This is a genomic window from Mycobacterium sp. NPDC003449, from assembly GCF_053588415.1.
Genome location: NZ_JBSFPX010000088.1, coordinates 1 through 21925, shown reverse-complemented (window position 1 = coordinate 21925; position 21925 = coordinate 1). Strand labels below are relative to the sequence as shown.

26 protein-coding genes are annotated in these 21925 nt (G+C 66.6%); 15 read left to right on the top strand and 11 right to left on the bottom strand.

Features of this window, described 5'->3' with window-relative positions:
• The first annotated feature begins 64 nt into the window (after nucleotides 1–64).
• Complete coding sequence (locus ACWDTP_RS21445) at nucleotides 65–550, top strand: amino-acid N-acetyltransferase (protein ID WP_450023433.1); 486 nt, start codon at nucleotides 65–67, stop codon at nucleotides 548–550.
• 3 nt (nucleotides 551–553) lie between these two features.
• On the opposite strand, the gene ACWDTP_RS21440 is transcribed toward ACWDTP_RS21445, so the two are convergent.
• Nucleotides 554–3106, bottom strand: coding sequence for a DNA translocase FtsK (locus tag ACWDTP_RS21440; protein ID WP_450023413.1), 2553 nt, complete (start codon nucleotides 3104–3106; stop codon nucleotides 554–556).
• Between the two features lie 190 nt (nucleotides 3107–3296).
• On the opposite strand from ACWDTP_RS21440, the gene ACWDTP_RS21435 reads away from it, so the two are divergent.
• A complete protein-coding gene (locus ACWDTP_RS21435) occupies nucleotides 3297–3611 on the top strand; it encodes a putative quinol monooxygenase (RefSeq protein WP_450023411.1) in 315 nt (104 codons plus the stop codon).
• A complete protein-coding gene (locus tag ACWDTP_RS21430) occupies nucleotides 3611–4441 on the top strand; it encodes a mycofactocin-coupled SDR family oxidoreductase (protein WP_450023409.1) in 831 nt (276 codons plus the stop codon). The genes ACWDTP_RS21435 and ACWDTP_RS21430 overlap by 1 nt, the downstream gene beginning before the upstream one ends.
• 22 nt (nucleotides 4442–4463) lie before the next feature.
• Here ACWDTP_RS21430 and ACWDTP_RS21425 read toward each other — a convergent pair whose 3' ends face one another.
• The gene (locus tag ACWDTP_RS21425) at nucleotides 4464–4886 is read right to left on the bottom strand and encodes a group III truncated hemoglobin (RefSeq protein ID WP_450023407.1); all 423 of its coding nucleotides are present in this window, start codon (nucleotides 4884–4886) and stop codon (nucleotides 4464–4466) included.
• A gap of 117 nt (nucleotides 4887–5003) precedes the next feature.
• On the opposite strand from ACWDTP_RS21425, the gene ACWDTP_RS21420 reads away from it, so the two are divergent.
• The gene (locus tag ACWDTP_RS21420) at nucleotides 5004–5441 is read left to right on the top strand and encodes a hypothetical protein (RefSeq protein ID WP_450023405.1); all 438 of its coding nucleotides are present in this window, start codon (nucleotides 5004–5006) and stop codon (nucleotides 5439–5441) included.
• A 92-nt stretch (nucleotides 5442–5533) separates the two neighbouring features.
• Here ACWDTP_RS21420 and ACWDTP_RS21415 read toward each other — a convergent pair whose 3' ends face one another.
• The 5 genes from ACWDTP_RS21415 to ACWDTP_RS21395 form a co-directional block, all read right to left on the bottom strand.
• Nucleotides 5534–7210: a ribonuclease J gene (locus ACWDTP_RS21415; RefSeq protein WP_450023403.1), complete on the bottom strand. Its 1677-nt coding sequence runs from the start codon at nucleotides 7208–7210 to the stop codon at nucleotides 5534–5536.
• Nucleotides 7210–8118, bottom strand: a complete 909-nt coding sequence (gene dapA / locus ACWDTP_RS21410) for a 4-hydroxy-tetrahydrodipicolinate synthase (RefSeq protein WP_450023401.1) — start codon at nucleotides 8116–8118, stop codon at nucleotides 7210–7212. The genes ACWDTP_RS21415 and dapA overlap by 1 nt, the downstream gene beginning before the upstream one ends.
• 89 nt (nucleotides 8119–8207) lie before the next feature.
• A complete protein-coding gene (thyX, locus tag ACWDTP_RS21405; protein WP_450023399.1) occupies nucleotides 8208–8960 on the bottom strand; it encodes an FAD-dependent thymidylate synthase in 753 nt (250 codons plus the stop codon).
• Between the two features lie 4 nt (nucleotides 8961–8964).
• Nucleotides 8965–9357 (bottom strand): type II toxin-antitoxin system VapC family toxin, encoded by a 393-nt coding sequence (locus tag ACWDTP_RS21400; protein WP_450023397.1) that lies wholly within the window; start codon nucleotides 9355–9357, stop codon nucleotides 8965–8967.
• Nucleotides 9354–9623 carry a type II toxin-antitoxin system VapB family antitoxin gene (locus tag ACWDTP_RS21395; protein ID WP_450023395.1) on the bottom strand — a complete coding sequence of 90 codons (270 nt, stop codon included), beginning with the start codon at nucleotides 9621–9623 and terminating at the stop codon, nucleotides 9354–9356. Before ACWDTP_RS21395 ends, ACWDTP_RS21400 begins: the two co-directional genes overlap by 4 nt.
• 92 nt (nucleotides 9624–9715) lie before the next feature.
• Between ACWDTP_RS21395 and ACWDTP_RS21390 the strand changes: the two genes are divergently transcribed.
• The 4 genes from ACWDTP_RS21390 (at nucleotide 9716) to ACWDTP_RS21375 (ending at nucleotide 12960) form a co-directional block, all read left to right on the top strand.
• Nucleotides 9716–11158 carry an FAD-dependent monooxygenase gene (locus ACWDTP_RS21390; protein ID WP_450023393.1) on the top strand — a complete coding sequence of 481 codons (1443 nt, stop codon included), beginning with the start codon at nucleotides 9716–9718 and terminating at the stop codon, nucleotides 11156–11158.
• A complete protein-coding gene (locus ACWDTP_RS21385) occupies nucleotides 11155–11739 on the top strand; it encodes a TetR family transcriptional regulator (RefSeq protein WP_450023391.1) in 585 nt (194 codons plus the stop codon). Before ACWDTP_RS21390 ends, ACWDTP_RS21385 begins: the two co-directional genes overlap by 4 nt.
• Nucleotides 11736–12539, top strand: a complete 804-nt coding sequence (locus ACWDTP_RS21380; RefSeq protein ID WP_450023389.1) for a CPBP family glutamic-type intramembrane protease — start codon at nucleotides 11736–11738, stop codon at nucleotides 12537–12539. Before ACWDTP_RS21385 ends, ACWDTP_RS21380 begins: the two co-directional genes overlap by 4 nt.
• 139 nt (nucleotides 12540–12678) lie before the next feature.
• Entirely contained in the window at nucleotides 12679–12960 is a 282-nt protein-coding gene (locus tag ACWDTP_RS21375) for a hypothetical protein (protein WP_450023387.1), read from the top strand.
• Between the two features lie 13 nt (nucleotides 12961–12973).
• Here the strand turns inward: ACWDTP_RS21375 and ACWDTP_RS21370 are convergent, their stop codons facing one another.
• On the bottom strand, nucleotides 12974–13756 hold the full coding sequence (locus tag ACWDTP_RS21370) for a FadR/GntR family transcriptional regulator (protein WP_450023385.1): 783 nt from the start codon (nucleotides 13754–13756) through the stop codon (nucleotides 12974–12976).
• Between the two features lie 82 nt (nucleotides 13757–13838).
• On the opposite strand from ACWDTP_RS21370, the gene ACWDTP_RS21365 reads away from it, so the two are divergent.
• The 7 genes from ACWDTP_RS21365 to ACWDTP_RS21335 all read left to right on the top strand — a co-directional run bounded on the left by ACWDTP_RS21365 (nucleotide 13839) and on the right by ACWDTP_RS21335 (nucleotide 19557).
• The gene (locus ACWDTP_RS21365; RefSeq protein ID WP_450023383.1) at nucleotides 13839–14756 is read left to right on the top strand and encodes a proline iminopeptidase-family hydrolase; all 918 of its coding nucleotides are present in this window, start codon (nucleotides 13839–13841) and stop codon (nucleotides 14754–14756) included.
• Nucleotides 14757–14785: 29 nt separating this feature from the next.
• Complete coding sequence (locus tag ACWDTP_RS21360; protein WP_450023381.1) at nucleotides 14786–16195, top strand: APC family permease; 1410 nt, start codon at nucleotides 14786–14788, stop codon at nucleotides 16193–16195.
• A gap of 98 nt (nucleotides 16196–16293) precedes the next feature.
• On the top strand, nucleotides 16294–17079 hold the full coding sequence (locus tag ACWDTP_RS21355) for a bestrophin-like domain (protein WP_450023379.1): 786 nt from the start codon (nucleotides 16294–16296) through the stop codon (nucleotides 17077–17079).
• Nucleotides 17080–17296: 217 nt separating this feature from the next.
• A complete protein-coding gene (locus tag ACWDTP_RS21350; protein ID WP_450023377.1) occupies nucleotides 17297–17611 on the top strand; it encodes a WXG100 family type VII secretion target in 315 nt (104 codons plus the stop codon).
• Nucleotides 17611–17895 (top strand): WXG100 family type VII secretion target, encoded by a 285-nt coding sequence (locus ACWDTP_RS21345; protein WP_450023375.1) that lies wholly within the window; start codon nucleotides 17611–17613, stop codon nucleotides 17893–17895. The genes ACWDTP_RS21350 and ACWDTP_RS21345 overlap by 1 nt, the downstream gene beginning before the upstream one ends.
• Nucleotides 17892–19178, top strand: a complete 1287-nt coding sequence (locus tag ACWDTP_RS21340; RefSeq protein ID WP_450023373.1) for a WXG100-like domain-containing protein — start codon at nucleotides 17892–17894, stop codon at nucleotides 19176–19178. Before ACWDTP_RS21345 ends, ACWDTP_RS21340 begins: the two co-directional genes overlap by 4 nt.
• Nucleotides 19179–19182: 4 nt before the next feature.
• Nucleotides 19183–19557: a hypothetical protein gene (locus ACWDTP_RS21335; protein ID WP_450023371.1), complete on the top strand. Its 375-nt coding sequence runs from the start codon at nucleotides 19183–19185 to the stop codon at nucleotides 19555–19557.
• Nucleotides 19558–19873: 316 nt separating this feature from the next.
• Here the strand turns inward: ACWDTP_RS21335 and ACWDTP_RS21330 are convergent, their stop codons facing one another.
• From ACWDTP_RS21330 to thyA, 3 genes are all read right to left on the bottom strand, one after another.
• Nucleotides 19874–21073 carry a winged helix-turn-helix domain-containing protein gene (locus tag ACWDTP_RS21330; protein ID WP_450023370.1) on the bottom strand — a complete coding sequence of 400 codons (1200 nt, stop codon included), beginning with the start codon at nucleotides 21071–21073 and terminating at the stop codon, nucleotides 19874–19876.
• A 30-nt stretch (nucleotides 21074–21103) separates the two neighbouring features.
• Nucleotides 21104–21577 (bottom strand): dihydrofolate reductase, encoded by a 474-nt coding sequence (locus ACWDTP_RS21325; RefSeq protein ID WP_450023368.1) that lies wholly within the window; start codon nucleotides 21575–21577, stop codon nucleotides 21104–21106.
• Nucleotides 21574–21925, bottom strand: a 352-nt coding sequence (gene thyA / locus ACWDTP_RS21320) for a thymidylate synthase (protein WP_450023366.1), incomplete at its 5' end; no start/stop codon positions are given. The genes ACWDTP_RS21325 and thyA, both read right to left, overlap by 4 nt.

The window sequence follows — 21925 nt, the reverse complement described above, 5'->3', positions numbered from 1 at the left end:
CGATACCCTTCCAGCTGTGAGCGGAGGCGTGAATCCAGGCCGGGCCGAAGCGGCGAACCCCACCCTGGTGCGCCGGGCCCGCACCTCCGATGTTCCGGCCATCAAGCACCTCGTCGACATCTACGCGGGCAAGATCCTGCTGGAGAAGAACCTGGTGACCCTGTACGAGGCCGTGCAGGAGTTCTGGGTGGTCGAACTCGACGGCGAACTCGTCGGATGCGGCGCGCTGCACGTCCTGTGGTCGGATCTGGGCGAGGTGCGCACGGTGGCGGTGCATCCGAAGGTGCGGGGCACCGGCGTCGGCCACGTGCTGGTGGAGCGGCTACTCGACGTCGCGCGCGACCTGCACCTGCAACGGATCTTCGTGCTGACCTTCGAGGTCGACTTCTTCAGCAGGCACGGCTTCGACGAGATCGACGGCACACCGGTGACCGCCGAGGTGTTCGAGGAGATGTGCCGCTCCTACGACACCGGTGTGGCCGAGTTCCTCGACCTCTCCTACGTCAAACCCAACACCCTGGGCAACACCCGAATGCTGTTGACGCTCTAGGGCTCAGAATTCGTCGTCGTCGGCCGTTTCGGCGCCAGAGGCATCCGAGCCGCCGCGGATCAGCGCGAGGGTGCCCGCCAGCTCGTCGGGCTTGACCAACACCTCGCGGGCCTTGGACCCCTCCGAGGGACCCACGATGTTGCGGGTCTCCATCAGGTCCATCAGCCGACCGGCCTTGGCGAACCCGACCCGCAGCTTGCGCTGCAGCATGGACGTCGACCCGAACTGTGAGGACACCACGAGTTCGACCGCCTGGAGGAAGACGTCCATATCGTCGCCGATATCGGGGTCGACGTCCTTGCGCTCCCCGGCCTTCACCGCGGTGACGCCCTCGACGAACTCGGGCTCGGCCTGCGACTTGGTGGCGTCGACGACGGCGTGGATCTCCTCGTCGGTGATGAACGCGCCCTGCATACGCAGTGGTTTGTTGGCGCCCATCGGCAGGAACAGGCCGTCACCCATGCCGATGAGTTTCTCGGCGCCCGGCTGGTCGAGGATGACGCGGCTGTCGGTCAGCGACGACGTGGCGAACGCGAGCCGCGACGGCACGTTGGTCTTGATCAGACCGGTGACGACGTCCACCGACGGCCGCTGGGTGGCCAGAACCAGATGGATGCCGGCGGCCCGGGCTTTCTGGGTGATGCGCACGATGGCGTCCTCGACGTCGCGGGGCGCGGTCATCATCAGGTCGGCGAGCTCGTCGACGACGGCGAGGATGTACGGATAGGGCTTGTAGACCCGTTCGCTGCCGAGCGGAGTCTGGATCTCCCCCGACCGCACTTTGTCGTTGAAGTCGTTGATGTGGCGCACCCGGGACGCCTTCATGTCCTGGTAGCGCTGTTCCATCTCCTCGACCAGCCAGGCCAGCGCCGCGGCCGCCTTCTTGGGTTCGGTGATGATCGGCGTGATCAGGTGCGGGATGCCTTCGTAGGGCGTGAGTTCCACCATCTTCGGGTCGATCAGGATCATCCTGACCTCTTCCGGGGTGGCCCGCGCCAGCAACGAGACCAGCATCGAGTTGACGAAGCTGGACTTACCGGAACCGGTCGAGCCGGCCACCAGCAGGTGGGGCATCTTGGACAGGTTGGCCGAGACGAAGTCGCCCTCGATGTCCTTGCCGAGACCGATCACCAACGGGTGATGGTCGCGCCGCGTCGACGGTGCGGTGAGCACATCCGACAACCGCACCATCTCGCGGTCGCTGTTGGGCACCTCGATGCCGACCGCCGACTTGCCGGGGATCGGCGCCAGCATCCGGACACTCTCGGTGGCCACGGCGTAGGCGATATTGCGGTGCAGCGCAGTGATTTTCTCGACCTTGACGCCTGGGCCGAGCTCGACCTCGTAGCGGGTGACGGTCGGGCCCCTGGTGCAGCCGGTGACCGCGGCGTCGACCTTGAACTGCTGCAGCACCGAGGTGATGGCGTCGGTCATCTGATCGTTGGCGGCGGTGCGCAGTTTCGGCGGGTCGCCGGCGATCAGCAGATCCAGCGACGGCAGGGCGTAGGGCCCCTCGACCACCCGGTCGATCACCAGGGTGTCGTCGGCCTTCTTGGGTTTGGAGTCGCCGCTCTTCTTGCGACGCGGCTTGGCCGCCACCTCGGGAACGGTCGGCGCCTCGGCGTCGTCGGTGAGCGGATAGTTGTCCATCGGGCTGCCCGTCGGCCCCTTGGACGGCTCGATCGCCGCGGCGGGCCAGGGCCGGGCCTGATCGCCGGCATAGCCTGCGGGGTCGTCGTAGTAGCCGTCGGAGAAGTCCTCGGTGTCGGCCTCGTCGTAATCGTCGTGCTCGTCGTCGTCGTACTCGTCGCCGTCCTCGAATGTGCGGGTGCCGAACATCGCCCGCAGCGTCGACGGCACCTCACGGATCGTGGTTCCGGTGACCAGCAGCAGCCCGAACAGCACGCCGATGAACAACAGCGGCGCCGCGATCCACGCGGTCAGCCCGTCCGACAGCGGGCCGCCGATCGCGAAGCCGATGAACCCGGCGGCATGCCTGCGGGCGATGGGATCCTGCGGCGAATCCGACCACAGGTGCCACAGGCCCAGCATCGGCAGCATGATCATGGTCGCGCCGAGGATCAGGCGGGGACGGGATTCCGGATCGGGTTCGGTGCGCATGAGCACGACCGCGATGCCCGCCAGCAGGATCGGCGCCAGTACGACGGGGCCGCCGACGGCGGTGCGCAGCCCGGTGTCGATCCACTCGCCCACCGGGCGGGCGGCGTCGAACCAGGAACTGGCCGCGATCACCACGGCGAGGCCGAACAGGGCCAGGGCGATGCCGTCGCGCCGGTGGCCGGGTTCGATGTCACGGGCCCGGCCGACCGAACGCGCGGTGGATCCGGCGCCCTTGGCCAGCATCAGCCAGCCGGCGCGAGCGCCCTGACCGAGCCGCTGACCGGCGGCGGCCACCGGCGAGGAGTGTGAACGGCGGGCCGGCTTTCGGCGCGGCCGAGCCGGCCGGGCCGGCGGCTGACGCCGGGATCCGCCCCGCGAGCCGGTCTTTGACCTGCTCGAACGGGCTCCGGATCGGGCGGCGGTCTTGTTAGCCATGCCCACAAGACTAGTCGCTCACACCTCAGTTTCAACATCTGCCACACCAGTCACAAATGGGTTTCGGTTGGCCATCGATTGGGCCTGGTTTGCCGAGGTCGGCGCGTCGGCACGCGGTGACCGCGGACGGGGTGAGATGAGTAGGGTGGACCCGCGTCCAGCGTCCCACCCCCAGAGGAGTTCATCACCCATGCCGGTTACCGTCGTCGCCACCCTGAAGGCCAAGCCCGAGTCCGTCGACGCGGTACGCGCCGCGTGCACCCAGGCCATCGAGGCCGTGCACGACGAGCCGGGCTGCGACCTGTACTCGCTGCACGAGGCCGATGGCACGTTCATCTTCGTCGAGCAGTGGGCCGACGCCGACGCGCTCAAGACCCACAGCGGCGCAGCGGCGGTGGGCGCCCTGTTCGGCACCATCGGCGAACTGCTCGACGGCGACGCCGACATCAAGGTCCTGCAGCCGGTCGTCGCCGGTGATCCCGCCAAGGGCCAGCTGCGGCCGTAATGAGCGCCGCGGACCGCCCCCTGGCCGGCAAAGTCGCGTTCATCACGGGCGCCGCCCGCGGTCAGGGGCGCGCCGAGGCGCTGCGGCTGGCCGCCGACGGTGCCGACATCATCGCGGTGGACCTGTGCGATCAGATCTCCTCGGTGCCCTACCCGATGGCGACGCCCGAGGATCTGGCCGCCACGGTCAAGCTGGTCGAGGAGGCCGGCGCGGGGATCGTCGCCCGGCAGGCCGATGTCCGCGACGAGGCGGCGCTGGACCGGGCGCTGAAATCGGGGGTGGACGAGCTGGGCCGGCTCGACATCGTGGTGGCCAATGCCGGGATCGCGCCGATGCAGTCGGGCGCCGACGGCTGGCGCGATGTGGTCGACGTGAACCTGACCGGTGTGCACAACACCGTCGAGGTCGCCATCCCCCGCCTGGTCGAACAGGGCGACGGCGGTTCGGTCGTGTTGATCAGCTCGGCGGCCGGGCTGATCGGCGTCGGGGGCGGTGACCGCGGCTCCATCGGCTACACCGCGGCCAAACACGGTGTGGTCGGGTTGATGCGCGCCTACGCCAATTTCCTGGCCCCGCACAGCATCCGGGTCAACACGATCCACCCGACCGGGGTTGACACGCCGATGATCAACAACGAGTTCACCCGGCAGTGGCTCAAGCATCTCAGCGAGGAACTCAACGCCCCAACGGATTTCGGCAATGCGCTGCCGGTGCAGGTGCTGGCGGCCGAGGACATCGCCAATGCGGTGGCCTGGCTGGTATCCGACCAGGCCCGCTTCATCACCGGGGTGACGCTGCCGGTGGACGCCGGAATCGTCAACAAGCGGTGAGCCGCCCGGGCGCCCGGACCGCCTACGCCGTACGGAGCTGACCCGCGACCAGCGCGTCCAATTCGGGGGCGTCGCCTCCGGCCAGTCTGCGGTGCATCGCCTTCGCGATCCGTGCCGCCTGGATCTTGGCGTGCTCGGCGCGCGGCCCCGCGTACAGCTCGTCGACGGTTTCGTTCCACAGGGTGAGCCAACGGATGAAATGGCGCGCCGACAACGGATGGCGGGCGTCCACTGCGCGGTGCACCACCAGCGCGTTGCCACGGTACAGCCCGGCACGGAACAGCACCGTTTCCCAGAAATCGCACATCACCGGAAGATGGGCGGCCAAACCCTTGCGGCGTACCTCGGTGAACGGCCCGGCGAGGACCGGATCATTGAGCACCTTGTCGTAGAACCGCCATAACACCAGTTCCACATCCTCACGGACGGCCAGGTCCCCACTCATCGCGGTACCTCCCCCGGGGCGAGCCTCGCAGTAGTTTTTACAAGTACTTCTTGTATAAACTGTAGCCGTGGTACGTGCGATCGGGAACCGGCAGACCGCGGCGAGGACAGACAGGTGATGGGCACCGCGCCGGCCGTCGCCGTGGCCGTGGCGTTCTGCTGGCTGGGCATGGTGCTGGCGATCTCATTTCTGGAGGCGCCGATCAAATTCCGGGCGCCCGGCGTCACCCTGCAGATCGGGCTCGGTATCGGCAGGCTGGTTTTCCGGGCCCTCAACGCCACCGAGATCGTGTTCGCCGTGGCGATTCTCATCGCCCTCGTCACCGGCCACCCCGCGGCGGCGGTCATCGTGGCTTTCGCGGTTGCCATCGTGGCGCTGGCGGTGCAACTGACGGCCGTGCGGCCCAAGCTGACCCGGCGCTCCGACGCCGTACTCGCCGCCGCCGCCGATGAAGGCGCGGCGGGGCGCTCGCGGGTGCACTACGTGTACATCGGGCTCGAGCTCGTCAAGGTGATCGCCCTTCTCACCGGCGGGATTCTGTTACTTGCCGGCTGATTCCACGCTCGCCCGCATCCGCGAAACTGACGAAATCGTTGCTACCACAACAGGATCACGACGGTTGCGTCGAACTCGGCGCACATACCCGGTCAGATCTCGATGACCGTCGGGACGATCATCGGCTGGCGGCGGTAGGTCTCGCCCACCCATTTACCGACCGTGCGCCGCACCGCCTGCGCGATCCTGGTCGGATCGGTGATGTTGTCGGCGGCAAGGGTTTCCAGCTCCCGCTCCACCTTGCCCGCGACCGACTCCAGTGCCTTGGGGTCCTCGGAGAAGCCCCGGGACTGCAGGTTCGCGGGCCCGGCCGGCCTGCCGGTGCCGCGATGCACGACCACCGTGACCGCGATGAAACCCGAAGACAGGATGAGCCGTTCACCGAGCGTGGCGTCACCCACATCACCGGTGATCAGCCCGTCGACGAACATCTTGCCCACGGTCACCGCACCGGCGATGGACGCCTTGCCCGCCACCAGGTCGACGCTGACCCCGTTCTCGGCGAGCACGATGTTCTCCGGCGGCACCCCGGTGCGGGTCGCCAGCCTGGCGTTGGCCCGCAGGTGGCGCCAGGTGCCGTGCACCGGCATGACGTTGCGGGGCCGCACACCGTTGTAGAGGAACAGCAGCTCACCCGCGTAGGCGTGGCCCGAAACATGCACGCGGGCCTGGGCATTGGTGACCACTCTGGCACCGATCTTGGCCAGCGCATCGATCACGCCGTAGACGGCCTCCTCGTTGCCGGGGATCAGCGATGACGACAGGATGATCAGGTCCCCCGCGGTCAATGTGATGCTGCGATGCTCGCCCCGCGACATCCGCGACAGCGCCGCCATCGGTTCACCCTGGGTTCCGGTGGTGATCAGTACGACCCGGTCGGCCGGCATCATCTCGGCCGCACCGATGTCGAGGATGTCGGCATCGTCGACCCGCAGATAGCCGAGCTCACGCGCGATGCCCATATTGCGCACCATCGAGCGACCGACGAACGACACCCGACGGCCCAATGCCACCGCGGCGTCGATGATCTGCTGCACCCGATCGACGTTCGACGCGAAACAGGCCACGATCACCCTGCCGTCGGCACCGCGGATGAGCCGGTGCAGTGTCGGCCCGACCTCGCTCTCCGACGGGCTGACCCCCGGGTGCTCGGAGTTGGTGGAGTCGCACAGGAACAGGTCCACCCCGGCGTCGCCGAGCCGCGACATTCCGGGCAGGTCGGTCGGGCGCCCGTCCAGCGGCATCTGGTCGAGCTTGATGTCACCGGTGTGCAGCACCGTGCCCGCCCCGGTGTGGATGGCCACGGCCAGACACCCCGGAATCGAGTGATTGACCGCGAAATACTCGCATTCGAACACACCGTGGGTGGTGCTCTGCCGTTCGGCCACCTCGACGCACACCGGCTTGATCCGGTGCTCGCGGCACTTCTCCCGGATCAGGGCGATGGTGAATTTCGATCCGACGACCGGGATGTCTGGCCGCAGTTTGAGCAGGAACGGGATCGCCCCGATGTGGTCCTCGTGCCCGTGCGTGACGACGAGGGCCTCGACATCGTCGAGGCGATGCTCGACATGACGCAGATCGGGCAGGATCAGGTCCACCCCCGGCTCGTCGTGGCCGGGGAAGAGCACCCCGCAGTCGACGATGAGTAGCCGGCCCAGGTGCTCGAAAACGGTCATGTTGCGGCCGATCTCGCTGATCCCGCCCAGCGCGGTGACCCGCAGACCCTGTGCTGCCAGCGGTCCGGGCGGTGCGAGGTCGGCCGTCACTACCGCAGCACCGCCGCGGCACGCATATCGTCGGCGAGCGCGACCATCTCATCGGGCGATATCGGAAGGTGCGGTAGCCGTGGCTCGCCCGCTTCGAAACCCAGTAGCCGCAACCCGGCCTTGGACATGGTCACGCCACCCAGCCTGGTCTGCGCGGCGGCCAGCGGCAACAACGACACATTGATCTTGCGGGCAGTGGCGATATCGCCGGAATTGAAGGCCGACAACATCTCCCGGAGCTGCCCGGCCGCCAGATGCCCCCATACGCTGATGAATCCGACCGCCCCCATGGCCAGCCACGGCAGGTTCAGCGCGTCATCGCCGGAATAGTAGGTCAGCCCGGTCTCGGCGATGATCTGGCCCCCGCCGGGCAGATCGCCCTTGGCGTCCTTGACCCCCACGATATTGGGATGTGTCGCCAGCCTGCGGAGGGTCTCCCAATTGATCGGGATCGACGAGCGGGGCGGGATGTCGTAGAGCAGTATGGGCAGGTCGGTGGCATCGGCCACCGCGGTGAAATGTGCGATCAGGCCGGCCTGTGACGGCCGCGAGTAGTACGGGGTGACCACGAGCAGGGCGTGCGCACCCTCGGCCGCGCATGCCTTGGCCAGGTGCACGCTGTGCGCGGTGTCGTAACTGCCGGCTCCGGCGATCACCCTGGCCCGGTCACCGACGGTCTCCAGGACGGTGCGCAGCAGGGCCAGCTTCTCGTCGTCGGAGGTGGTCGGCGACTCACCGGTGGTACCGGACAGGACGAGCCCGTCGCAGCCGGCGTCGACCAGGCGGGTGGCCAGCCGGGCGGCGGCGTCGAGATCGAGCGAGCCGTCGGGCTTGAACGGAGACACCATTGCGGTCAACACAGTGCCCAACCGGGCCGTCACGTCCATTCCGCTGGTGCTCACGCGCACAGATTACCCGGTCGATGTCGCGCTCCTGTCGCTATATCCACGGGCCGGTTCCGTCAGGCTTCGGTCGCCATATCGATGGGCCAGCTCCGTCAAGCCTCCGTGGCCAACGGGGAGGTTGCCACCTCCGTGCCGTCGGCCAGCGGATAGATCTCGAAATCCGAGAACACCGCGGGGGCGGCGGCCACCAGCTCGCGCAGGCAGGCGATGGCCAGCCGGCGGATCTCGACATCGGCGTGCTCACTGGCACGCATCGCGATGAAATGTCGCCAGGCCCGGTAGTTGCCGGTCACCACGATGCGGGTCTCGGTGGCGTTCGGCAGCACCGCGCGGGCGGCCTGGCGGGCCTGTTTGCGCCGCAGCACGGCATTGGGCTGATCGGAGAACTTGGACTCCAGTCGCCTCAGCAGTTCGGTGTAGGTGGCGCGGTTGGCATCGGCGGCCCTGGTGAAGATGTCGACCAGTTCGGGATCGTCCTCGAAACCGGGCGGTACCACCACCTCGGCGTCGTTCTCCGGCACGTAGCGCTGCGACAGCTGGGAGTAGGAGAAGTGCCGGTGCCGGATCAGCTCATGGGTCGCCGACCGGGAGATTCCGGTGATGTAGAAGGACACCGAGGCGTGCTCGAGCACCGAGAAGTGTCCGACGTCGATGATGTGGGCGATGTAGCCGGCGTTCGTCGCGGTACGCGGATTGGGTTTCGACCAGCTCTGGTAACAGGCGCGACCGGCGAATTCGGTGAGCGCCTCGCCGCCGTCGGCATCGGTGCGCCACGGGATGTCGGGCGGCGCCTGGAACTCGGTCCTGGCGATCAGCTGCACACGCAGCGGCGCGATCTCGGCCACGGCCTCACCTTAGTGTCGCGACATCGGTGTGCACGAAATCGCCGCCACGGCAGAGCAACGGTTCGCCGGCGACGGCAGCAAGCGCATAGCTGAACGTGTCCGCCAGGTTCAGCCCGGCCCGATGCCCGCTGCCCCGGCCGTAGTCTCGGTATGCCTGGGCGGCCACTCGCGCTTGGTCGACGTCGAACGTTTCGATCTCGATGCCGTAGGAGCTCAGCAGGCGATCCACCAATCGACCGATCTCGGGGCGGCCACGCCGGTGCAGGACCGCACACAGTTCCACATAGGTGGCGGCCGACATCCGCGAACTGTCCGAACGCGCAAGGGCTTCCTTGAGTTCATCAGCACCGGGCTCGTCGAGGACGATGGCGACGACTGCCGAGGTGTCGACAATCACCGCGGCAGTCCGGTGTCGTCGTAGAGGTCAGCTTCGATCTGGCGAATCGCGCGCTTGTCCTCCGAGGTGAGCAACTGGCCCAACGCCCGCAGCACCTCATTTGCCTCGGCACGTCTGTGTTCGGCCCGCACGGTATCGGCGCGATCGAGTTCCGCGAGACGGCGCGCCACCGCGTCTTCAACGGCGGAGGTCTGACTGCGCCCGGTACGCGCGGCGAGCTCACGCACCAGCGCGACTGCGCGTTCGCTCTTGATGTTCAAACTCACGGTAGAAGTCTACCTCTCCTCTTCCCATTTTCTACCGTCGAAATTGGTGATGTTAGTGCATAACATGTTAGTGACTAACATATGGAGGTGTGATGGACACGGAAGTCGTCGTCGTGGGTGCCGGGCCGACCGGCCTGGCGTTGGCATGCGGCCTGCAATCGGCCGGTGTCGCAGTGCGGGTACTCGACAAGGCCGAGGGCCCCTCCGGGACATCACGGGCGCTCGGCCTGCAGCCGCGCGGCGTCGAGGTGCTGGACCGACTGGGTGCGCTCGGCGATCTCCCGGCGCGCGGGCTGCCCGTGCAGCGGGTGGACATCAACGTCGACGGCCGCCCCCTGGCCAGCCTTCCGATCGGGCGCCCGACGCGGCTGCACGGCCCCGCCGCGCTCCTGATGTCGCAGGCCGACATCGAACACGCGTTGCGGGATCGCCTCACCGAGCTCGGCGGAACCGTCGAATGGGGCCACGCAGTCAGCGGTCTTGCCGCCGACTCCGACGGCGTCACCGTGCGGACCGGTGATGCCGAGGTGCGCTGCGGTTGGGCCGTGGGGGCCGACGGTGCCCACAGCGCCGTGCGTAAAGCATTGGGTGTCGGGTTTCCGGGGGTGCCGATCATCGAGCGGTTCCTGCTGGCCGATGTCCATGCCGACCTGACGCAGACGCGTGAGGGCGCGACCACCTGGTTCCGGGGGCAGAATCCGCTCGCCGCCTTCCCGCTACCCGGCGCCGACCTGTGGCGGGTGATGGCCCCGGCTCCCCCGGATATGGCCGACGATCCCGGATCGGACGAGATCGTGGACCATCTCGGGTCCCGGCTCGCCGAGGAAACCGGTACGAGCATCGCATCGGTGGTGTGGACGTCGTCGTTCCGCATTCACCGCCGCCTGGCCGACAGCTACCGGCGCGGCCGGGTGCTGCTGGCCGGCGACGCCGCCCACATTCACAGCCCGCTGGGCGGTCAGGGCATGAACACCGGCATCGGCGACGGCGAGAACCTCGCGTTCAAGCTCGCCCTTGTGGTCTCGGGCCGGGCAGACCCGGCACTGCTGGACACCTACGAGGCCGAGCGGCGCCCGGTCGCGGGCGACGTACTGGAGACGACGAGCGGGATGACCCGGATCGTCGTCGCACAGGGCCGGTTGATGCGGCTCATCCGCAATCACATCGCGATCCCACTGTTGAATCGGCCCTGGACGCGCCGGCAGATCGCGGAAAGAAGTTCACAGCTTCAGGTTTCCTACCGTCGCGGGCCGAGCTGGCTACCCGGGCTGCGGGTAGGGGACCGGGTTCCCGACCGCAAATGCGTCGGCGCCGACGGGGCGACGGTCCGGCTGTACGACGTGATCGGCCCGTCGTGGGCGCTGATCGGACCGCAGCCGTTCGCCGACCTGGCGCGCGACCGGCTCGTCGACGTCGTCGCGTTGCGCGGCGACGGAGACGCCCTGCTGGTTCGTCCGGACGGGCACCTGGCCTGGCGCGGCACCGACCCGACCGCTCTGCGGGCGTGGCTGGCCACCACGTTGGGTAGACCATGATCGACTGGCGTGCCGCCAAGAAAGAGGCCACCCGTCAGGCCATCCAGAGCCATGCGCTGCGCCTGTTTGCCGAAAAGGGCTACGACGCAACTACTGTCGATGACATCGCGGCAGCGGCCGGCGTCTCGCACATGACCTTCTTCCGGTATTTTCCGCGCAAGGAGGAAGTGGTCGAATACGACGAATACGACCCGATGATCGAAGAGTTGATCGCCGGCAGGCCCGCCGAGGAACCGCCGCTGACCGCCATCCACCGAGCGCTGCGATCAGGGCTGCAGACGGTGCTGGCCACCGATGGCGGGGCGCTGCTGCAGCGGACTCGGCTCATCCTGGCCAACCCGGCACTTCGGGCGCGAAATGCGCTCGCGCAGGATGAGACCCGGGATCTGTTCGCCCGTGCGCTGGCCCGCCGCGCCGGCCTGGCCGAACCCGACCTGGCCTGCCTGGTTCAGGCCGCGGCCGCGCTGAGCACGGTCGGGCCCGCGCTGACCGCCTGGGCGAACGGCGCCGACGAGGATCCCGTCGGGCTGATCGATGACGCGTTTGCCGCCCTGACCTCGGGGGCGCAGGGATCACTATGATCTCCCGCAGTCGCGCCGGGAGGTCCCCGCTGGTGTTCTTCGCTTCGGTGTTCGGGCTCTCGTTGCCGTTCTGGCTCATCGGGGCACTGTTCCCACACCCGTCGGTGTTGCCGATGGGGCTGCCGGCGAGTTCATTTCAGTTCGTGGTGCCGATGGTCGTGGCCGGCATCCTGGTGTACCGGCATCAGGGCCGACGCGGTCTCGCGGCGCTATCGAGGCGGACGGTGTCCGTGGGTGCATCCGCCCGGCCGGCCTGGTGGCTCCTGGCACTGACCGCGGTCCCGGCGATGATGGCGGCGACTTACGGGATCATGGCGCTGACCGGGAATCCCCCGCGGGGTGGTCATTCCTCGCTCATCGCGATCCCGAGCCTGTTGCTCCTCTATCTCGTTGCCGCACTGGGTGAAGAGGCCGGCTGGATGGGATACGCCGCCGGGCCGCTGATCCGGCGGTGGGGGCCGGTCGCGTCCGGGCTGACACTCGGCGTGGCCTGGGCGCTGTGGCATGTGGTCGGCTATATCCAGGCCGACCGGTCGGCGCTGTGGATAGTGGGGCAATGCCTGAGCTCGGTCGCCATCCGCGTCCTCATGGTCTGGATGTACGTCCGGATGAGCGCAGCCGTGCTGCCCGCGATCGTCATGCATGCCTCGATCAACGTCACCCAGTCGGTCTTCCCTGGTTTCACCGAGCGGCCCGCGCCCGCACTGATCTTCGGACTGGTCTGTGCCGCAACGGCAACAGTCGGCATTGCCATCACGGCGCGGAATCCTCTGGCCCCGATTCGGTTGATCCGCCGGTGAAACGAGCCTGTCCCCCGATCGGCGGACCGGCAAATCGTCCCGGCGATGGCCGATCGGGGGACAGCCTGTCGACGCCGGCCGGGTGAGGCTTGACGTGATCGATCTCATCGAGCCGCATCATCGACAGAGGAGCAACGAGATGACTTATCACGTCATGGATCTGGTGTGCGAGCGGGCCAACGAGCGGGACTGGGAACTGATCTTCGACAGCGGCCCCAACGGCGACCGGCGCACCATCGTGTGGGAGCACCGGCGGCTGGAATCGGCCGGGCAGCCGGTCGAGCTGGAGATCACGTTCAACGTCGACGGCCGGGTCGTTCAGACCGAGCGACGCCAGGACGGCAAATCGTGCCAGCGCGTCCTGCCGACCGATGGGTTCGCGTCCACCGCGATCCACATCGAAACGCTGAGCATGATCTGATCCCGGACCGGTATCAGTCGGCCAGGACACCGGCCCGGCGCATCGCGGCCGAGATGTGCTCGAAGTCGATGGCCACGTGGGCGCGAGCCAGGGCTTCGGCATCGTCGCCGCGACCCTCGACGATCGCGCCGACCAGTTCCTCGTGGTCGTGCAGCGCCCGCAGCTCCATCGCGCGCATCGTCGCGGGCTCACCCCATGGATGCGCGGGCGCACCGATGCTCACCGAGGCCTCCAGTTCCAGCAGCACCTGCTTGAGCACCTCGTTTCGGGCGGCATCCATGATTGCCAGGTGCAGCGCACTGTCGGCCTGTTGCGCGTTGAGTCCGCTCTCGGCGGAGCGGTAGGCGTCCAGTCGCTCCCACAGCCGTGCGACATCGTCGTCCGACCGGGACTCGGCCGCCGCCCGGCAGATGGCTCCGTGGATGCGGCAGATCGCATCGCAGCGGTCCCGCAGCTCGTCGGCCCGCATGGTCAGGGTGCGCCCCACCACCTCGGTCGAGGATTGCGGCCACTGTTGCAGGACGTAGGACCCGCCGCCGCGACCGCGCCGGGTTTGCACCAGGCCCCGGTCGACGAGCCTGGCCAGGGCGGCCCGCACCGTCATCCGCCCGACCCGCAGTGCCGCCGCGAGTTCGCGCTCGGCCGGCAGCCGGGCGCCGGGCAGATACTCGCCGATCGCGATGGCGGTGACCAGCCGGTCGGTGATTTCGTCCACCCGAGAGGAGGTTTCGAGCTCACGCTCCAGCAGGCCGGGGCCCCCGGCGAGCTGCCTCATCTCGATGGTCTCGTCCCCCATGGTGAATACAGTATCGAAGTCAATTGTTAAATTTCGATTAATGGTCTTGCGGCAAGACCATTACGGGGCGATGCTACCGGGCATGCCTCGATCCACCCGCACAGTGCCGTTTCGCGGACATGAGACCTGGGTTCAGGTCACGACGCCCGAATCCGCCCAGCCCGACGCCCTGCCCCTGTTCGTGCTGCACGGCGGCCCAGGGATGGCCCACAATTACGTCGCCAACATCGCGGCGCTGGCCGAGGAGACCGGCCGCACCGTCATCCACTACGACCAACTCGGCTGCGGCAACAGCACGCATCTGCCCGATGCGCCCGCCGAATTCTGGACGCCGCAACTGTTCGTCGACGAGTTCCACACCGTGCGCGCGGCCCTGGCCATCGACAACTACCACGTCCTCGGCCAGTCCTGGGGCGGCATGCTCGGCGCCGAGATCGCGGTCCGCGCGCCGGACGGGCTGGCCTCACTGTCCATCTGCAACTCCCCCGCGTCGATGCAGCTGTGGGTCGAGGCGGCCGCCGAGCTCCGGTCCCAGCTGCCGACGGCCACATCGGCCGCACTGGACCGCCACGAAGCCGACAACACGGTGACCGATCCGGACTATCTGGCCGCGACCCAGGAGTTCTACCGGCGCCATGTCTGCCGGATCGTTCCGATGCCCGCCGACTTCGCCGACAGCGAGGCCCAGATGCTGGCCGACCCGACGGTGTACTACACCATGAACGGGCCCAACGAATTTCACGTCATCGGCACCCTGCGCGACTGGACCGTCATCGACCGGCTACCGGCGATCGCCGCCCCGGTGCTGGTGGTCGCGGGCGAGTTCGACGAGGCAGCACCGGCCACCTGGCAACCCTTCGTCGACCGCATCCCCGACGTCCGCAGCCATGTGTTCGACGATGCCAGCCACTGCACACATCTGGAAAAGCCCGAGGAGTTCCGTGCCGTGATCGCCGAGTTCCTGCACCAGCACGATTCGGCCGTCGCCGCCCGGGTCTGACACCCACCCCTTCACCCGACAGGACCACCATGGCAACCGACACCGGCGCGACCGCTGCCCACCTCACCACCGGTGAGGGTCAGCGCAGCCTCGAATCATTCGGGTACCAGCAGCAACTCAGCCGTTCCGTCTCGACCGTCGACCTGATCGTCTACGGCCTGGTGTTCATGGTGCCGATCGCGCCGTGGACCATCTTCGGCACGGTCTACAACAGCGCGTCGGGCATGGTCCCGCTGGTCTATCTCATCGGCCTGATCGCCATGGTGTTCACCGCCCTGGCCTACGCGCAGATGGCCAAATCGTTCCCGCTCTCGGGTTCGGTGTTCGCCTACGTGGGCCGCGGAATCCATCCCGGCCTCGGGTTCTTCGCCGGCTGGGCGATCCTGCTGGATTATCTGCTGATCCCCACGCTGCTCTATGTGTTTGCCGCCGAGTCCATGGTCGGGCTGTTTCCGGGAACCCCGCGCTGGGTGTGGGCGATCGTGTTCGTCGTCGTCAACACGGTGATCAACCTGCTCGGCATCGGATCGCTGAAGATGGTCAACCGGGTGTTCCTGGCGGTCGAATTGGTGTTCGTCGTGCTGTTCGTCGTCATCGCGGTGCGCGCGATCAACGGCCAGTCCCTGCCCGACGTCGGGTGGAACACGCTGCCGATCTGGAACCCCGATCTGGTCAACGCCCCGCTCATCGCGGCCGCCCTGTCCATCGCGGTGTTGAGTTTCCTTGGCTTCGACGGTATTTCGACGCTGGCCGAGGAGTCGACGGGCAAGAAGAACCCGGCGGGCCGGGCGATGATCGTGGCCCTGTTCATCGTGGCGTTCCTGTTCATCGCCCAGACCTGGCTGGCCAGCCTGCTGGCCGGCGGGCGGGAGTCCTTCGGCGACGATGAGGCGGGCAACGCGTTCTTCCTGCTGGTGCAGGCCGCGTCGAGCACCGGATGGATGAACGCGTTCTTCGTGGTCAATGTGCTGGCGGTGGGCTTCGCGAATGCCATGGCGGCCCAGGCCGCCACCAGCCGGCTGCTGTTCTCGATGAGCCGGGACCGCCAGCTGCCGACATTCCTGTCCACGATCAGCTCGCGCAAGGTACCGATCGCCGCGATCCTGGTGGTGAGCGCGCTCAGTCTGGTGCTGGTGCTGTTCTTCGTCGGCCAGATCGGCCTGATCTCCTCACTGGTGAACTTCGGCGCACTGTTCGGGTTCTGCCTGCTGCACGCCTCGGTGATCTGGTTCTACATGGTGCGCAAGAAGTCCAAGAACTACCTGCTGCACCTCGTGGTTCCGACGGTCGGCTTCCTGATCATCGGCTACGTACTGGTCAACGCCGACGCGCTGGCCAAGATCGGCGGCGCGGTATGGCTGGCCATCGGGGCGATCGTGTTCGTCGCCAACGCGATTCGGGGTCGCGGCGCGCCAAGGCTGGAGGAAGCGTCCAGCTAGCGGGCCACCGAGCGCCAGCAGATCCTCGGTCACCTACCAGGGCGAATAGCATCGATCCGCCGTCGTGACGACGGCTCTGCTGGCATCCTTTGGCAACTATGGGCGACTTTGGGGTGATCGGTGCTTGGGTTCTGCTCGCCGTCGTTGTCGTCGGCGCCGTCGCGCTGGCAGTCGGCATCGTCCTGCTCGCCAGCCGTGTCGTCGCCCGTGACACACGCCCCGAGCACAACTCGATACTGTCGCCGTTCCTCACGGTCGTCGGCCTCGTCTACGGCGCGGTCCTCGGTTTCACCGTCGTCGTCGGCTGGCAGCAGTACCTCTCGGCCGAGACGAACGTGTCCAACGAAGCCTCGACGCTGACCACGATGTACCGCCTGACCGTCGCAATGCCGCAGCCGGAGCAGGCACAGGTACGGGAACAACTGCGCACGTATGCGGACGCGCTGCAAGGCCCCCGCTGGGGGAAGGAAGAGTTCGCCGCCATCGAGAACGAGGGCAGGCGCGCGCTCACCGACATGTATCGCATCGTCGGGACCCGGGAATCCAACGCCCCGGCCGCCGCGGTGAACAGTCAGTTCCTCACCCAACTGAACGTCCTGGCTTCGGACCGAAGCGCGCGGATTCTCAACGCGAAACCGCGCATACCGCCACTGTTGTGGTGCGCCTTGATATTCGGCAGCCTGGTGCTGGTCACCCTGGCCAGCTTCATGCGGCTGGCCAGCAACCGCGCCCACATGATCCTGGTCGGCACCGTGACCGCGCTGTTGGCGTTGCTGCTCTACCTCGTCTTCATGCTGGACCACCCGTACGGCCCGCTCGGTGTTACCCCACACCAGTTCTCGCATGCCGTCGAGGTGTTCGATCTGGTCGACCAGGGAACCTGAGATCCGCCCCGGAGTGCGGCCAGCCAGCTAATGCGTGGTTGGCGCGTCGCTTTCTACACCAGGGCTGTGGATCGTCATTCATCACGACCTTGGTGCAGAAATCGGCGTTGTAGTCTGGGCAAAATGGTGGCGAGGTGCTCTCTCATGACCCAATAAACTGGACGGGCGATTGTCGTCCAACCGCTGGTTGCGGACGATAAGCGACCTGAGGGGGAACATGCCTGGCCAGCTCAATGTGAACACCGATGCGGCGGTCACCACAGCGCATGCCGTGAGCGATGACGCCGCCGAACTCCGCACCGAACTCGAGCGGATCGCCGGCGAGTGGCAGAGCGTGGCGCACGGCTGGTCCGGAGCCGCCGCGTCGGCGTATACCGACATCTGGGAGGAATGGCACGAAGGCGCCACCAGGCTCGTCGATGTGCTCGCCGAATCGGCACGCGCTCTTTCGCAGGCCGCGGTTCACTACGACCAACAGGATGCATCGTCCGCGCAAGCCGTCGAGTCGCTCTCCCGTGAGATGGGCCTCTGATGCGCTATCGCGTCGAGGTCGCAGAGCTCCTGGCGTTCGTCGAGAATCTTCAGGCGTTTGAGAACCGCGCGGAGAGCATCGCCGCGCATGTCGACAGCCAGGTTGCCGAGTTGCATACCAGCTGGTCCGGTGACGCGGCGACGGCGCACCGCACCAACCACGACGAGTGGATGTCGGCAGCTACCCAAATGCGAGAAGCCCTCGCGAAACTGCGGGAAGCCGCCCACACAGCGCACCGCAACTACACCGAAGCGGTCGAGCTCAACTTGTCGATGTTGACATGACGCAGGAGGTCGACACCGAACAGTTCTACCTGGTTGGCAAGAATCTGTTCCAGATGGCCGGCGAGATGTTCGAGGCCTTCGACATCAACGTCAAGATGCTCGGCGAGACCGGATCGATGGCCGGCACCGACGATGCGGGGGCCGCGTGGGCAGCCTCGTACGACACTCGTGCCCGTGAGGTGCTCGACGCCGTCAACGATCTGACCAAGGCCATGGAGAACTACGGCGGGGTGATCATCCAGGCGGGCTACAACCACGCGGTCGCCGAACACAACGCCACGCCAGGCAAACAGGGACCCGCACCTGTAAAACCGGCGGAGCCGGCGAGCACTGCCGGCGTGCTCTCCGCGCCACCCGCCGCCGGCGGTCCCGGCAAGGGCATGTTCGACTACGCGCTCGGATTAGTCGAACAGATCGGAGTACCAGTCCCCGATGGGGACACCGACAAGATCGACAAAGCGGCGCAGGCCTGGGACCGTCTGGCCACGGTCTATCAGACCACCAACGTTCTGACTGGGCTGACCGTGCAAACGCAGATGTTCAGCGATACGAAATCGCCAGAAATCGAATACATCGCCAAGGATTTGACCGAACTTCGTGATGCCGCGTCGGCGGTCTTGGACGGTTGCGCCGAACTGTCACAGTCCTGCACCGACTACAAATCGGCGCTCGACGATCTACGCGGCCAGCTCGAAGACATGGTCGAGAATCTGGCCATCGAACTCGCGGCCACCGCAGCGATAACCGTTGCGGCATCCTTTCTCAGTGTCGGACTCACGGTTGGTGTCGGCGCCGCCAAGGCCCTTGAAGCGATCAAGAGATACGGCGGACTGATCCGTGCGGCGATCAACAGCTGGAAGATCTCGAAGAACATCAGCAAGGGCGTCAAACGAGCACACGACATCGCCGGCGTTCGCAAACGTCTCGAACGCATCAAGAACCTGGGCCGCAAGGGCAGGAAAGAGGAACCGAAGCCTCCTGCACCCAAGCGCAATCTTAGCGATCTGTTCGCAGCAGGAAGGACACCGAAAGCGAGTGAACTCGACGACTATGCCCTTTCACAAGGGTGGACAAAGACTCAAACCCCTGGCGGCCCTCCAAAATACCTAGACGACAACGGTGTAGTCCGAATGACCATCAAGGAAGGAAGCCCCCGAGCGCCCGGAAGTGGACAACCTCACATAGAGTTCCGTGATGGCAGTGGCCAGCGAATCGATCCTTTCGGGAATCCAGTGACGCGAAAGAGTGTGGATAACCACACCCCGATCGAATGGGATTGGTGATGACGTGATTGATTACAATCAGTATCCGACCCTCAAAGGTATATACCTTGAAGATAGTTACGTTCTAGCCATTATCGATGAGCCTGGAGTGTTCGCTTTCAAGCTCGAAGCGGTGTTAACGCCTGAGCACCCTAGATACCATAATCCCCGGCCTGGGGAACAGTATTGCTATGCAGACGGGTATTTAATCTTCCGCGATGTTTCCCGCGTCGATTGGTTGGAGCGCTCATCCAGTCGGTCCGTGGATGCGGCGGGAGACGAAGACCTCGGAAACATTGATGGCCTCACGACCGATGGAGGCGCATTCATCACCCAGGGCGACTGGGGCCGAGTTCGTATTGCCAGCGGTACTCAACCCCGGTTTGAGATCTCGGCCTGACAGACAATGATGTCGACGACGTTTGCACGATGATCAATCAATGTTGGCGCGCCATATCTCCAGCGGAAGCCGCAATCATAATTGCGATTTAAACGACATCGAATAGATCCGACTGCATGACTTTAGTCGACAACACCTGAGTTAGGACATTCGGCTTAGTAAGCCAAATGTCCTAACTCAGGACGAACTTCGGCGCCGCACCCAAAGGCGTATCAGCTCATGTACCGCAACGGGTGCGCCAAATACGTAGCCCAAGGAGTGTGTACCTCGGCCGTCGCGGATGCCCGTCCGATAACGACGACGCTCCGCCCCAACCTCAGCCCACCGCCTTCCGCAGCGCACCGGCGAGATCGCCCCGCTTCCCAACATCGACATTATCCACCCCGAGCCAACCCGCCATCGACCGCAACTCCCCCGCCAGCGCGCCCGCCACGTGTGCCCGGTCCCGGCCGTCCTCGGTGAACGCGCCCAGCACCTGAAGTGCGCCGTCCACCCGCTTGAGATCGACCCGGCCCACCAACTCACCGTCCAGTAGGAAAGGCCATACGTAGTAACCGAATTGACGCTTCGGCGCCGGGGTGTAGATCTCGATGCGGTAGTGGAAGTCGAACAGCCGCTCGACGCGGGGCCGGAAGAAGACCAGCGGGTCGAACGGGCACAGCAGGGCGGTACCTCGGCCGAACCTCGGCACCTTCTGACCGGCTCGCAGATACGCCGGCACCCCGTCGATCGCGACCGCCTCCAGTTCACCGTCGGCGACGAGTTTGGCGATCGCCGGTTTGACCTGTTTGGCACCGAGCCGGAAGTAGTCGCGGATATCGGCTTCGGTCCCGACCCCCAGCGCGGTCGCGGCCCGCAGCGTCAGCTCACGCACCGCGTCGTCGTCACCGACATCGCGGGCCAGCACCTCGGGTGGCAGCACGTTTTCGACGAGGTCGTAGTGGCGGGCGAAGCCGACCCGGGTCGCCGTCGTCAACACTCCAGACGCGAACAGGGCCTCCGCCACCCACTTCGTCTCGCTGCGGTCCCACCACGGCCCCTTGCGTCCCCGCGGCTCGGACTCCAGGTGCGCCTCGATCTGACCCGCGGTGGACGGTCCCAGTTCGGCCACCGCCGTGACGATATCGTCGGCCAACTTCGGGTTCTTGCGGACGATCTCCTTGCCCCAGCGGCCTCCGGTGTACTCGCGCATCCGCCAGCGCAGCAGCGGCCAGTCCTCGACGGCCATCAACGCGGCTTCGTGCGCCCAGTACTCGACGAGCAGCCGGGGCGAGCGGGCCGTGTGCGACCAAGCGGCGCGGTCCAGGACATCGCGGTCATAGGGCCCGAGCCGGCTGAACACCGGGGCGTAGTGGGCCCGCACCGCCACCGACACCGAGTCCAGCTGCAGCACCTGGATACGCGAGATCAGCCGCCGCAGATGGGCCCGGGCGACTGCACCCGCCGGTCGCGGTTCGTGAAAGCCCTGCGCCGCGACCGCGATGCGGCGGGCCTGCGCTGTAGTTAGGGTGGCCACCCCGCCATCGTTCCCTATGCCACCGACAAGTCAGCCGCGCAGGTAGCTGCAGAACCGGTACCGAAGTCCCGAGCTGCTGGTCAGCCACTCGCCTACCGTCCCGGTCCAGGAGTCGTCGAGAACGGGTGCCATCGCGTCCCCCTCGGCGGGCTTCAGGTCGATATCGATCTCAGTCACCTCGCACCGGTCCGCGAACTTGAGGGCCTGCGCATAGATCTGGGCCCCGCCGATCACCCAGCCCCGGAACACGTCGGCCAGTTCGGTCACCACCTCGGCACCGTCCGCCACATACCGGGGGTTGCGGGTGATCACGACATTGCGGCGCCCCGGCAACGGCCGCACCTTGGCCGGCAACGATTCCCAGGTCAACCTGCCCATCGCAACGGTCTGACCGAGGGTGAGTTCCTTGAACCGGGCCTGGTCCTCGGGCAGCCGCCACGGGATGCCGTTCTCCCGGCCGATGACACCGGAGGCGGACTGCGCCCAGATCAGCCCAACACTCATACCGCGACGGGGGCCTTGATCCCCGGGTGCGGATCGTAGTTCAGGATCGCGACGTCCTCGTAGGTGTAGTCGAATATCGAATCCCTGGGCGTCAGAACGAGTTCCGGATACGGCCTGGGATCGCGGGAAAGCTGCAGGGCCACCTGTTCGACGTGGTTGTCGTAGATGTGGCAATCCCCGCCGGTCCAGATGAACTCGCCGACATCCAGCCCGGCCTGGGCAGCCATCATGTGCGTCAGCAACGCGTAGCTGGCGATGTTGAACGGCACCCCGAGGACAAAGTTGTGATTGAGCTGGGCTGTTCGCCAGGTTTTCGGTTTGCGGCAATCACAACTATCGCCGGAATTG